Source organism: Photobacterium sp. MCCC 1A19761 (assembly GCF_037389125.1).
GTDB lineage: Bacteria > Pseudomonadota > Gammaproteobacteria > Enterobacterales > Vibrionaceae > Photobacterium.
The window spans coordinates 156639-169479 of sequence record NZ_JAZGTF010000010.1 but is presented as its reverse complement, the minus strand read 5'-3'; the positions used below and the strand labels follow the sequence as shown (position 1 = coordinate 169479).

General features: G+C 51.9%; 13 protein-coding genes. 7 read left to right on the top strand and 6 right to left on the bottom strand.

All coding sequences use genetic code 11. From position 1 onward, the window contains the following. Nucleotides 1-26: 26 nt before the first annotated feature. The gene (locus VV869_RS12445) at nucleotides 27-191 is read left to right on the top strand and encodes a hypothetical protein (protein ID WP_261603801.1); all 165 of its coding nucleotides are present in this window, start codon (nucleotides 27-29) and stop codon (nucleotides 189-191) included. 115 nt (nucleotides 192-306) lie between these two features. Here VV869_RS12445 and VV869_RS12440 read toward each other — a convergent pair whose 3' ends face one another. Continuing rightward, nucleotides 307-609: a DUF1496 domain-containing protein gene (locus VV869_RS12440; protein WP_337735227.1), complete on the bottom strand. Its 303-nt coding sequence runs from the start codon at nucleotides 607-609 to the stop codon at nucleotides 307-309. Between the two features lie 169 nt (nucleotides 610-778). Between VV869_RS12440 and VV869_RS12435 the strand changes: the two genes are divergently transcribed. The 4 genes from VV869_RS12435 (at nucleotide 779) to VV869_RS12420 (ending at nucleotide 3506) form a co-directional block, all read left to right on the top strand. Next, nucleotides 779-1645, top strand: a complete 867-nt coding sequence (locus VV869_RS12435) for a helix-turn-helix transcriptional regulator (protein ID WP_337735226.1) — start codon at nucleotides 779-781, stop codon at nucleotides 1643-1645. Nucleotides 1646-1886: 241 nt separating this feature from the next. Further along, on the top strand, nucleotides 1887-2222 hold the full coding sequence (locus VV869_RS12430) for a PBPRA1643 family SWIM/SEC-C metal-binding motif protein (RefSeq protein WP_337735225.1): 336 nt from the start codon (nucleotides 1887-1889) through the stop codon (nucleotides 2220-2222). Between the two features lie 298 nt (nucleotides 2223-2520). Next, nucleotides 2521-3201: an AzlC family ABC transporter permease gene (locus VV869_RS12425; protein WP_337735304.1), complete on the top strand. Its 681-nt coding sequence runs from the start codon at nucleotides 2521-2523 to the stop codon at nucleotides 3199-3201. Then, nucleotides 3198-3506: an AzlD domain-containing protein gene (locus VV869_RS12420; protein ID WP_337735224.1), complete on the top strand. Its 309-nt coding sequence runs from the start codon at nucleotides 3198-3200 to the stop codon at nucleotides 3504-3506. Before VV869_RS12425 ends, VV869_RS12420 begins: the two co-directional genes overlap by 4 nt. A gap of 43 nt (nucleotides 3507-3549) precedes the next feature. Here VV869_RS12420 and trpS read toward each other — a convergent pair whose 3' ends face one another. Then, nucleotides 3550-4584 carry a tryptophan--tRNA ligase gene (gene trpS / locus VV869_RS12415; protein WP_337735223.1) on the bottom strand — a complete coding sequence of 345 codons (1035 nt, stop codon included), beginning with the start codon at nucleotides 4582-4584 and terminating at the stop codon, nucleotides 3550-3552. A 381-nt stretch (nucleotides 4585-4965) separates the two neighbouring features. Between trpS and VV869_RS12410 the strand changes: the two genes are divergently transcribed. Next, a complete protein-coding gene (locus VV869_RS12410) occupies nucleotides 4966-6972 on the top strand; it encodes a cation:proton antiporter (RefSeq protein WP_337735222.1) in 2007 nt (668 codons plus the stop codon). A 70-nt stretch (nucleotides 6973-7042) separates the two neighbouring features. Then, a complete protein-coding gene (locus VV869_RS12405; RefSeq protein WP_337735221.1) occupies nucleotides 7043-7618 on the top strand; it encodes a CDP-alcohol phosphatidyltransferase family protein in 576 nt (191 codons plus the stop codon). A gap of 652 nt (nucleotides 7619-8270) precedes the next feature. On the opposite strand, the gene VV869_RS12400 is transcribed toward VV869_RS12405, so the two are convergent. The 4 genes from VV869_RS12400 to VV869_RS12385 all read right to left on the bottom strand — a co-directional run bounded on the left by VV869_RS12400 (nucleotide 8271) and on the right by VV869_RS12385 (nucleotide 12833). Further along, on the bottom strand, nucleotides 8271-9158 hold the full coding sequence (locus VV869_RS12400) for a DMT family transporter (protein ID WP_337735220.1): 888 nt from the start codon (nucleotides 9156-9158) through the stop codon (nucleotides 8271-8273). A 153-nt stretch (nucleotides 9159-9311) separates the two neighbouring features. Further along, nucleotides 9312-11126: a class I poly(R)-hydroxyalkanoic acid synthase gene (gene phaC / locus VV869_RS12395; protein WP_337735219.1), complete on the bottom strand. Its 1815-nt coding sequence runs from the start codon at nucleotides 11124-11126 to the stop codon at nucleotides 9312-9314. Nucleotides 11127-11194: 68 nt separating this feature from the next. Next, a complete protein-coding gene (locus tag VV869_RS12390) occupies nucleotides 11195-11545 on the bottom strand; it encodes a phasin family protein (RefSeq protein ID WP_337735218.1) in 351 nt (116 codons plus the stop codon). Between the two features lie 73 nt (nucleotides 11546-11618). After that, nucleotides 11619-12833 (bottom strand): acetyl-CoA C-acetyltransferase, encoded by a 1215-nt coding sequence (locus VV869_RS12385; protein ID WP_337735217.1) that lies wholly within the window; start codon nucleotides 12831-12833, stop codon nucleotides 11619-11621. Nucleotides 12834-12841 lie beyond the last annotated feature (8 nt).

Genomic DNA, 12841 nt, shown 5'->3' with positions numbered 1-12841 from the left:
TGACATGGAATAAAAGGAATCGTCCGATGAAGAGTCATAGAGCGAAAGTGATTGCAAATTGGAAACCCACCAATGAACGCGAGTCTGCGGCGATGAAAGAGTTGCTGATGCAGGAAATGGGGGTCAGCACGGAGCACCATCAGGGCGGCACCGGCAAGGTAGCGCCAAACTCAGGTCGTATGGTTCGCTAACCCGCCATCGCCCTGTGCGGCGGTAATAGCCGCGAGAATCACGCAGTGCATGACAGCACTGCGTTTTTGTATCCGCTTTGTTTACCGCCGGAGTGAAGACTGAATCATCAATACCTTACGGCGGTGGATTCCCCGATGACGGCTGCACCAGCGGATGCCAGGACAAGCGGCCATTGGTTTCAAATTGATTCTCGGGCTGACATTGGAGCTGCGTCTTTCCCACGATGAGAATCGCGCCCTGAGAGTATTCTTTTCCGCCATACCAGCAAATCCGATGATCGACGCCTTTGGGCTGAATTTCTACTTTCGGCGTGACCGTTGAATGGGTCTGTTGCGCGGCCGCAACAGGAACCGCCGTCCCGGCCAGCACCCCGAGCAGCAGGCTACCCGCCTTTACATCAAGCACATGCATGCGCATTTGTTCTCTCACTTATCGAAACGTGATGGGGGAAGATTCCCCCGAGCGATTTGCTATACATAGCAGGGATCAGGAAAGCTGACTACCAAGTTGCGCAATTTTGTACAAACGCCTTCCAAGAATCTTCGATATACTCCCGGAAGGATATTGACCAAGGATAGCGCTGCGTATGACTTCAACCCGGGTTCCTTCCCACACTCAGCCCCCGCCCAGAGAGCAGGCGACTTATCGTGTAGCCGAAGAATTGGGTGGCATTGAGCTGTTGAACGCGCAATATCACCGCCAGAATTTTTCCCGTCACAGCCACGAAGGCTATACCGTCGGGGTGATCGAGAACGGCGCCCAAAAGTTCTACCGTACCGGCGGCAACCACGTCGCCCCGCAACACAGTATCATCCTGGTCAACGCAGATGAAATCCACAATGGGCACTCCGCGACGGAAGAAGGCTGGTCCTATCAAGCCATGTACCCTCTACCGGAACAGTTTGAAGTAATCAGCCGGGAACTGGCATTGGGCACTTCTCACAGTGGTGCACCCTACTTCCCATCCCCGGTTGTGAATGACCCGGAGTTGGCCAGCCAACTCCGGCTGGTGTTCAAAACATTCGAAAATTCAACCAACCGCCTGCTGCGGGAAACGCTGCTCTACAGTGTCCTGACCAAACTCATGTGCAAACACGGCCGCAAACCTTGCCTGCCGGATGAACCCGCCAAAGCCCAACGTCAGGTTAATTTGGTGAAAGAGTTTCTCGATGATTTTCCATGTGCCGATGTATCTTTGCAGGAACTGGCCTACCTGGCTTCCTTCAGTCCCTATCATTTGGTTCGTGCGTTTCAAAAGGCCTTTGGCCTGCCGCCGCACAGCTATCAGATCCAGGCGCGTTTGCGCCAGGCCAAAAGGCTGATCCGCCAGGGACATACTCTGTCAGATGCGGCGCAGGAAGCCGGCTTTCACGACCAGAGCCATTTCCATCGCCACTTCAAAAAAGCCATGGGGATCACACCGGGACAATTCGCCAAACAAGTCCATCCCTGAACAGCGAATCTGGCATGTGATCCCAGACCCATCGGCCAATACGAGACCCTCATCAAGCGCGCAACCTGAACATAACCGCTTTCAACCAACCCAATACGACCAACATAAAGCCGCCGGAGCGTGCCTTCACTTCAGTTTAAAATCACCGGAAATTAAGAAGCCCCCTCCGAAAAGAGATTTATCCGTTGCATGTTTTACTGTATAACCCTCCCCTCAACATCTAATGCTACAGGTAATTTCAATGTCAAAGTTTTTCTTCAAGGGTCGAATCGAGAAAAAGCAAAAACATGAAAGCTTCGGTTACAACACCAAGCGCACAACGAAACTTGGCTCAAAAGCTCACCCTTTGTCACTTTCCGTCCAAACGAATGAGAGAAAAGAACAGCTGGAAACACGCCTGAATGAGCATGGCTTGTTTGCAACGATTGAAGTGAATGCTGAGCAACCTGAAAATATTCAAGCGCTGGATGTCCTCTTAAAGACGCCAAAAACGACAACGCTTGAAAAAACACCCAACCGCAATGATCCTTGCTCATGCGGCAGCCAGCAAAAATACAAAAAGTGCTGCGGGAAGTAACCGCAGCATCACCGCCGGATAGACACCGACAACCTGCGCGGTGTCTATCGCGCGTCATATAAGCTTCACACCACCTTCGCCACCGTAACACCTGCGCAACAACGTACAAGTTTGCATTGCCTTCATCTAGTAAGGTACAAACTCAATCAATCGAAAACATTGAGACACCATGCAAACACCAACTTCCGAAACCACCGACGACCGGGCTAATGTCATCGCACTAACTCAAGCACCGTCAGAAAAGCATCCGAATGAAACGCAAACCGAACCAAAGTTTGCCCTGTTCCGACAAGGTGCAATGGCAGTCACCCCCCTGTGTATTGCCGTGATCCCCTGGGGCCTTCTGGCCGGTTCTTTTGCGATCGAAATCGGGCTGGATCCTTTTCAAAGTCAGGCCCTGTCTGCCATCGTTTTTGCCGGGTCGGCTCAACTGGTCGCGACCGGCCTGCTGAAAGTCGGGGCCGGACTTGCGACCCTGCTGATGACAACGCTGATCATTACCTCGCGCCACTTGCTCTACAGCATCAGTATGCGCAATAAAATCAGCCCATTATCGCTCAAGTGGCGTTTGGGCTTGGGTTTCTTGCTGACTGATGAGCTGTTCGCCTTGTGTGGCCACCAATCTCCTAAACAATTTAACCGCTGGTACGCACTCGGGGCGGGACTCTGGTTCTATCTCTGTTGGAATCTGGCTTCATTTGCCGGGATTGTTGCTGGGAAGTTCATCCCCAATCTCGACACCCTGGGCCTCGACTTTGCCATCGCGGCAACCTTCATCGCTTTGGTGGTTCCGGCCATCAAAAATACATCAGTTCTGGTCTCCGTAATGGTCGCGATGATCGCTTCCGTACTTTGCCAGGCTTATCAGATTGAAGGGGGACTGATGCTGGCCAGCCTGTCTGCCATGGTCGCGGGTTATGGCTATGATCGATTCCGGAAAAGTCCGGTTCCCCAACAACCCACCGGAGAAGAAGCATGATTTGGATTTCAATTGGCGCCATGGCTCTGCTGGTCTTTGCCAGCCGCTATCTGTTCCTGGCACCCGGCTTACCGATCAAGCTGGGTGCTGAAACCCAAAAGTTGCTGAGCTATTCGAGTCCGGCAGTCCTAACCGCCATTTTTTCGCCCATTGTCTTTCTCCCCGAGGGAGAAGTGGCAATCTCGTGGCACAATCCCTACCTGGTCGCTGCCGTTGTGGCTGTTCTGTTGGCCTGGAAACTGAGTAATGTCCTGCTGACCACAGTGCTCAGTATGGCCCTGTTTTTCCTGCTGTCGGCCTGGTGATCCATCCGCCCCGCAAGGACTCAGCCCTGCGGGGCAAATCGTTTCAGAACAATTTCAGGCCAAAGGCACGCTTGATTTGTGTCAGCACAGCATCGGCTTCTTCTTGAGCCTGCTCACTGCCCTGCTTCAGGATCGCCACCAGCTGCGCTTTATCAGCCATATACACCGCCCGCTGCGCCCGGATCGGTGCAATCAGCGTTTGCAGGCAATCGGTGAGGATTTGCTTGGTGGTGCCATCTGCCAGCCCGCCCGCCTCATACTGTTGTTTCAGTTCAGCCACATAACCGGGATCCGGATGAAAGGCATCCAGATAGGTGAAAACCACATTTCCGGCCACACACCCCGGATCGTCAACCCGCAAGTGATTGGGGTCGGTATACATCGATTTCACGGCACGCGCAATCGCCCGATCATCAGAGTCCAAATAAATACAGTTTCCCATCGATTTCGACATCTTCTGCTTGCCGTCCGGGGCCGGCAGCCGGGGCATATTGCTCAGCAAAGGCTTACACTCGACCAGGATCTCCTGCCCGGCAATCTGGTTGAGCTTGCGCACGATCTCGTTGGTCTGCTCCAGCATCGGCAGCTGATCGTCACCTACCGGGACCAGGGTTGCTTTAAATGCAGTGATGTCCGCGGCCTGACTGATGGGGTAGGTCAAAAAACCTGCCGGGATTGAAGCCCCGAACCCTTTCCCGGCAATTTCATTTTTCACGGTTGGGTTACGCTGTAAACGCGCCACCGTGACCAGGTTGGCGTAATACATCGCAAGCTCCGCCAACGCGGGGATCGCCGATTGCAGGCAAATGCGGGTTTTCAGGGGATCGATCCCGACCGCCAGGTAGTCCGCCACAACATTAAGAATGTTCTCGGCCACTTTATTCGGGCGATGACCGTTGTCGGTTAACCCCTGCAAATCGGCCACCAGGATCGTTTGTTCATAGCGATGCTGCAACTGCACTCGCTGCTGCAGCGAGCCGACGAAGTGGCCCAGATGAAGTTGGCCCGTCGGCCGGTCTCCGGTCAATATTTTCTCGGCAGTGCCTGCCTGGGTTGAAGCGACTTGATGGTGGGTCATGATAATACTCCGGTTTTATGTTCCGCCGGAGACACCATGATGATGATTCGTCAATAGCTGCCTGCCGGCGGCTATTGAACACACGTGATTCAGCGCCGCTCTATCGTAGAGAGCGCCACCAGAAGCAAGTGATGATGAAAGAAACAGAATTCATAGTCATACCGACAACTTACCAAGCTGCCGCGCGATATACAACCCCACGAGTAATAAATTTTATTTGCCTGATGCAAACTGTATTTTCGTGCGACAAGTAACAGCAGAAAGATACGTAACACACTAATGTAGAAAGGTAATTGACTTGATTGGCTTGAATTAACCGGCCTTTCTTTGCTGAGCACTTTGGCGTTATTTTGGGGTTTCATTCAGAAAAGGCATCTTGCTGTGACAGATTCCAGCTTTGCATTCATTCTTGCGCTGTTTACTTTTTTACTGGCCGCCGTACTTGCGAAAGAGGTATCCCGCTGGAGCCGGCTCCCCTACCCGATCACCCTCATCCTCGCCGGGCTCGCTATGCATGCGATCCAACCCAGTTTTTCGCTACCGATTGACCCGCTTACGGAAAAAGATCTGGCCCATGATGTCATTCTCTATATTTTATTGCCGACCCTGGTTTTCGAAACCGCCTACAACCTGGATATCAGTAAGCTCGCCGCCAACCGCATCGCCATTTTTGTCCTGGCAATCCCCGGAGTTCTGATTTCCTCTATCGTCGTTGCAGCGATCGTGAACTACTTTACCCCGCTGAGTTGGCAATATGCGCTGCTGCTGGGCGCTATTCTGAGCGCCACGGACCCGACGGCCGTGATTGCCGCATTCCGCCAGCTGAATGCCCCAAAAGATCTCATCATGCTGATTGAGGGAGAAAGCCTGTTTAACGACGCAACCGCCATCACCCTGACCAAAGTGCTGGTACTCAGCTTTGCCCTGTCTCACGGATTTTGGCAAACCTTAGGACACGGCAGCGGACTGTTCACCATCACGCTGCTGGGTGGGGTGATTTGTGGGTGGCTGTTTGCCCGGCTGGCCTTGTGGAGTTTACAAAAAATGCCGGATGACCCTTTTTCCGAAATCAGCCTCAGCCTACTGATGGCCTTCGGTTGCTACCTGTTTGCGGAAAAAGCCCTGGAAGTCAGCGGCATTGTTGCCGCAGCGGTGGCGGGGATTTCACTGGCGACCCACGCGCCGCTTCCGGTTTCCAAAAAATCTCAGCAATACCTCAACCATTTCTGGTCCTATCTGTCGTTCATCGCCTCCGCCAGCATCTTTCTGATTGTCGGGCTGTGGACGGATTTAGGCCTGCTCTGGGATAACATCACCATCTCTATCATCGTTCTGGCCGCGATCTGGTTGTCCCGCGCCGCAATCGCCTACGGCTTGCTGCCCTATATCGGTCATCTGCAACGCCAGGCAAAATCCACCCCCATGGCCTTTCGCCACCTGATGTTTGTCGGCGGCATGCGGGGAGCCGTGACCCTGGCGCTGGCCATGGGCCTGGTGAGCGTGCTGGGCGATGAAACCCTGCTCTCCATCACAACCGGGGTGGTGTTCCTGACCATTCTGCTGCAAGGTATTCTCATCACCCCGTTGGCCCGCCATTTCCAATTAAAAGAAAAGGAGCTTAGCGACAGCATCGCCACCGCCGAGCTGACCCTGTCTACGCTTCACCACAGCCGGAAAGTATTGCAGTCCCTGCTCAACTCCGAACTGGCCCACGGGGGTATCCCCCAAGCACTCTCTGCCCGGTTAGACCCATTAATTACAGAGCAGGAAAAGCAACTTCAATCCTGGTTCAGCGCAGAGGTCGGTCCGATTGGACTCTGGAATCGACTGCTGCTGCGTTGTGCCAGCCTCGAAATAGGCTATCTTTATCAGCTGTTTGACCAAGGCTTAATCAAGGCGAGTGTCTATCAAGAGCTGAAGAACTCCCTCGATGAGCAGATGGAAGCGATCCGCCACCAGTATCAACGGCCTGCTTTTTCCCACTTGCCTAAACGGCTTTCCGGGTTGCTGACCCGACTGTGGCAACCAATATCTCACGCCCATCCGCAGCGTCAGGCGCTGATCTATGAAATGGCCTGGGCCAGACTGATGAGCTGTCAGTATGTTCTGAATGAATTGGCGCAGATCATTGAAGATGAAGAGATCCCGGAAGCTGTCGCTTCACATGTGGCCGGGATTTGGCAAGGATGGCAACAAGAATGCGAGACTCAAATCAGCCAGATTGAACACCAGCAACCCAACACGGCCACGGCGGTACAGCAGCAGTTAGTGCACAATTTCTTACATACCGCTCAAGCAGAACATCTTCAGCAGTATGTGCAACAATGCCTGATTTCTGAAGATGATGCGGCACAACTGCTCAGGCAACTCGAAAGCATGGATCTCTGACCCATGGCCTGCAACAGCCGCAATTCGGCTTACACTGAAAGAAGCACCTATTGATCAATCGCCACGACACATGTCACGAAGCCTTGTGAAACACCTACCAAACGTACTGACAACCATGCGTTTGTTTTTAGCCATCCCGATTTACTTCGGGATCCTGGAGCGGAACTTCCCGACAGTCCTGTGGGTGATCGCCATCGCCGGGGTTACTGACGGACTGGATGGTTGGCTTGCCCGCAAACTCACGGCGATGAGCCGCTACGGTGCCATGGTCGATCCGCTGTCCGACAAGGCCATGCTGCTTTGTGCTTACATTGCATTTTTTCAGATTGGGTTGATGCCATTCTGGGTCGTCGCGCTGATGGTCCTCAGAGACATCATCATCTTGCTGGGCGCCGGCTTGTTTTATCTCTGCTTCGGCCCGTATCAACTCAAACCCAGTTGGTGGGGGAAAGGATGTACTTTGGGACAGATTGTGCTGGCCCTGCTGATTATTTGCCAGCAGCTGTTCCCGCACATTCCCGAACCACTTCTTTCATTTGGACTCATGACGGTCGTCCTACTTGTCGTCATCAGCGGCGTCCAATACGTCTACGCCTGGACGACCAAAGCACGTCGGTTATGGAAGGCACAACGTTCTTCGCGATAATGGCAACATTCAGCTCGGTGCCGTCCATCAGTCATGTAGATATTTGCGTCGATAATCCGACACTTTAGCAAAGAAGAAAATCGGAATGATCAGCAGGAAAATAGCCGGCAAGAAAATCAGGACTTCATTTACAAGCAACTGATAGACACTGATGCCAAAAAAAACACACAATGATAGCAAAATCATGCCATGTACAACTGGATGATTAAACGAGAAAACTGCATACAAACGAACCACCGCGATACCTCAATCAACTACAGATTCATAACCAAGGCGGCAATTACCTCCGCAAATTAAATTCTCTAAAAAAATTGCGTGAATATTCATTCATCAGACCCCATCAAACGGTCGGTAGATTTTCAATCTTTATTAACAATATAGTCGTTAATCATGACATGGGTTCAAAAGATGGGACGATGATATTTGAAAAATTAATCAGCTATGAGGGTGTTGATATCTGAAGTATCAAAGTAAGCGGTTGGTTCATAAACCAATTCAGACGGAATCGCTGGATGAATGCTGATAAGAAAAAAATTCAGGCAAAAAAATTCTTTAACATCTCCCATCAACGGGCCCCATGAGAACAAGAAATGTCCATCGGCACTGTTCCGGGGCACTGTTCCGGGGCACAGTTCGGAACAAAAAACCTATCTCAGCGTGTTTTAGCTTTCAACCAGGACAAGAGCGTCGGACCTCTGCGGTAAAACAGTAAGGCTGCCAATATCAGACAGCAACCCAGTAATTTATGCATCGGCATGGCCTCCCCATACCAAATTATACTGAGCACCACGGTCCAGACCGGCTCAAGGACCATGATGATCGCCGCGTTCGCCGCTGTGCTATGTGTCTGTCCGGTCGTCTGCATCACATAGCGCAAGCTGGTCGCCAGAAGCACACTCATGGCAAACCATCCCCAAGTCGATAGGCGAATACTCTCCGGCCAGGTTTCGACACTCAAAGACGCGATCCATCCCATCACGCCGGCGACAAACAGCTGAATACAAGTTAGCAGCAACGGCGGCACATGACGAACCACCCGGCTGTTGACATTAAAATGCAGGGCCAGGGCTAATGCCGCACACAAAAACCACAGTTGGCTGGCAGACTGTTGCCAACCGCCGCCACCAAGCGACAGCAGCATCAACCCACCGACTGCAGCTGGCAAAGACCACCAGAACATCTGTGGCGGCCGCTGACGAAACAGCGGCCAGGCAATCAGGGGAACAAACAACATCGAGAGGCTCATGATAAATGCCCCCTCGCCTAAGGTGTCACTGACGGAAATAGAATAAATCCACAGCAGCAGCGAACACCCGAGCAGACACCCAACGCCCATCGCCCGGATCAACTCACGACGGTTGACCAGCTTCAAGCCGGAATAGCAAAACGGCAGTAGACACAGAGAAGCCAGCACAAAACGCGCCCCGATAAAACCGAACGGTGGCAAACCCTGGATCGCCTCTTTCGAAAAAATCCACCCGGCTGCAGCCAGAATCGTTGTGCCGATTAAAATCAGGTCGGCGCGGCGATCCAAAGTCATAAATACCCACTCAGACACGTTGTCTGGTCATGATGCGAAAAAGGCATTTTATCGCCAAGTAATCTAAAACGTAACAACCATTGAATAAACAAGACCATAAAAAAAGCCAGCGATAAACGCTGGCTTAAAATAAGAGAAACTGACGGATCGAAACTATGCACCTTGAGGCTGCTGGAACGCTTCAACGGCATTCGACACTTCAATCGGCAAAGTTTGGAGAACATAGCTCCCCGGCGCAGGGGCTAGTGCCGGATACTGGCTGTTCCCTGGTGTACGTCCTTCCACAGGCTCTGCGGATTCGAACTGGGTCATCCAGGTATTCCAGTGATTCCACCATGAGCCTTCCTGACGCTCGGCCGACTTCAGCCATGTTTCCGGATCCTCAACAATTTTATCGCTGGTGTAATACCCGTACTTGTTCTTCGCCGGATGGTTCACGATTCCGGCAATGTGACCGGACTCACCCAACACGAAGGTCAGCTTACTGCTCAAGTTCTTCGCGCCGCGGTAGGTTCCCTGCCAAAGAGCGATATGGTCTTCCTGAGTTGAGATAAAGTAGACCGGCACTTTGACCTTCGACAGATCAATATTCACGCCACCCACTTGATATCCCTGCGGATCGATCAGCTTGTTCTCCAGGTAGAACTGACGCAGCAACGTACTATGGCAGGCGACAGCAACATTGGTACTATCCCCATTCCAGTACAGCAGATCAAAGTCGATCGGGCTGTTCCCTTTCAGGTAATTGTTGATGTAGTAGTTCCAGTAGAGGCTGTTTTCACGCAACAGGCTGAACGTCACGCTCAGCGAGCGCCCGTCCATATACCCTTTGGCTTCATTCTGAGCTTCGATCGCTGAAATGATCGGGTCATTGATATATGCCCCGATCTCTCCCGGCTGAGAAAAGTCCAGCAGCGTGGTGAAGAACGTCGCCGACTTAATCCGGTTACGCATCCGTTTCCCGGTATAGTAAGCCAAAGCAACCGCCAGCAAAGTACCACCGATGCAGTAACCCGCAGCGTTGATCTGCTTTTCACCGGTCACGGCCTCAACCACGTCAACAGCCTGGACAACACCGTCCAGTACGTAATGTTCAAAGTCGACATTTGCCATACTGACATCCGGGTTACGCCAAGACATCATAAAGACCGTATGCCCTTGCTCCACCAGCCAGCGGACCATGGAGTTCTTCTCACGCAGATCCAGAATGTAGTATTTATTGATAAACGGCGGCACAATCAACAGTGGCGTTGCATTCACCGTTTCGGTTAACGGCTTGTATTGAATCAGCTCAAACAAGTCGTTTTTAAACACCACCTGGCCTTCAGAGTTTGCCACATTGACACCCAGCTCAAATGCGCTGTCGTTGGTCATGCGGATCTTCAACACATCGGCACTGGCCTTCATGTCTTCCTGAAGTAACTCCATCCCTTTGACGAGGTTTTCACCATTGGTCGCTACCGTCAGCTTCGCCAGCTCCGGGTTTGTCGTGATGAAGTTCGTCGGTGACAGGGCGTTAATCGCCTGACGAGAGAAAAAGTGCAACCGTTCTTTCGCTTTATCATCAACACCTTCAATTGAATCAATGGTTTGCTTCATGGTGTTGCTGAACAGCAGATAAGATTGCTTGATATAACTGTAAAAGGCTTCATTTTCCCATGCCGGATCAACAAAGCGTTTATCATCTTTTTCGGGCTGAACAAGATCAGATGCATCGCCATTCGCCAGCGTGACGTTTTGCAAGATCTTCAATTGGTTTTCCCACCATTCCATTTGCGCTTTCGCTAAAACAGATGGCTGCGCTGCTGCTTTTTCGAGAAACTCGACGCTATCTTCTAAATTAATTTCATTCAGCGCTTTATTAAGGGGAGAATTTATGGCTGCCTTGCCAGATTCAAGTTCCTTCCACCATGCCTGGTTTATGTCTTGGAGCTTGGCAAAGTAGTCCGCAAAGAAGTTATAGTTCATTACAATGACCTCAGTGTTAGGACTAAAAAAGCCGCCCACAGAAAGGGGCGGCTGAGTGGTCATTTCACTTATGCAGTAGGCGTGGCTTGCTTCACATTTTCCGCAACCAACTCTTCAACTTCAGTCTTAAACGACTGTGCAATAGCACTAAACTTATTGCTGTCGTCGATGAGCTGCTGAGACAGTTTTGTCAGCGCTTCCAACTGGTGGCTGTTGAACTCAGCAAAAGACTGAATGTCTTTCACTTCACTGACCGCTTTCAGTTGAGAAAGGCCCAGATCACTGTAGGCGCGAACGGCCGCCAGTTGCAGCTCAGTCAGCTCTTCAACATTCTTGGTGAACAGCTTGTTGAACTTCACGTATGGTGCCAGAGTTTTTTCTGTTTGCTCAGAGAAAGATTTAAACATTTCCGTATACATAGCGGTTTTCCTTCAATTAGAAAGTATGAATGGAGTACCCGGGCCACCTATAGCCCAGATACAAACTAAACACTTACGCTTCAACGTTCTTCAGTACGATAGCTGTACCCATACCGCCCCCGACGCACAGCGTGGCAAGCCCATACTCGGTCCCGCGGCGACGCATCTCGTGGAGTAGGCTGACAATAATACGGTTGCCGGATGCCCCCAGTGGGTGGCCCAGTGCAATCGCACCACCATTGACGTTTGAACGCTCAGCTAAATCTTCGACCTGTGTATCCAACTCGTCCGCCAGTTCATGCAGCACACCCAGTGCCTGACCAGCAAACGCTTCATTAAACTCGAACAAGCCAATGTCACCAATGGTTAACCCGGCCTTGTTCAGGGCTTTGATCACCGCCGGAACAGGACCGAGTCCCATCACTTCCGGTGCAACGCCAGCCTGCGCATAGCTCTCAATTTCAGCCAGCGGTGTCAGACCATACTTCTGGACTGCGGCTTCAGAGGCAACAATGATGGCGCTGGCGCCGTCGTTAATGCCAGAGGCATTCCCGGCAGTCACACTCCCGCCTTCTTTCTTAAATGCAGGACGCAGGCTTGCCAAGCCTTCGATGCTGGCATCCGCTTTTGGATATTCATCCGTATCCACCACAGACGTCTTACGGCGAACAGTGACTTCAACCGGAACAATTTCTTCAACAAACTTGCCCTGCTCAATCGCAGCCACTGCTTTTTGCTGGCTGGCCAGTGCAAAGTTATCTTGTTGCTCGCGCGTCAGGCCGACCTTTTCGACAACATTTTCAGCAGTCACGCCCATGTGGTAATTGTTGAAAACATCCGTCAGGCCATCGTGGATCAGCAGGTCAGCCAGCTCCAGGCCACCCATTTTCTGGCCGTCACGAATTGATGCCGGGACGCAAAACGGAATTTGCGACATATTTTCCGCACCCGCGGCGACAACCAAATCAGCATCACCCGCTTTAATGTGTGCTGCGGCATCCATCACCGTCTTCATCCCACTGCCACACACCATATTCAGCGTATAAGCCGGCACTTCTTGTGGGACTCCGGCATACAAGGCCGCTTGGCGACCCGGTCCCATGCCCTGCGCTGCGCCGACCACGTTGCCGAGAATCACTTCATCAAGCAGGCCCGGATCCACACTGGCTTGCTCCAGTGCCGCTTGAATCGCCACCGCTGCCAGACGAGGTGCAGGAACAGTTTTCAGAGAACCATTAAAGCTCCCCAGAGGGGTACGTTTTGCAGCAACAATATAAACTTTTGTCATTTTTTGCG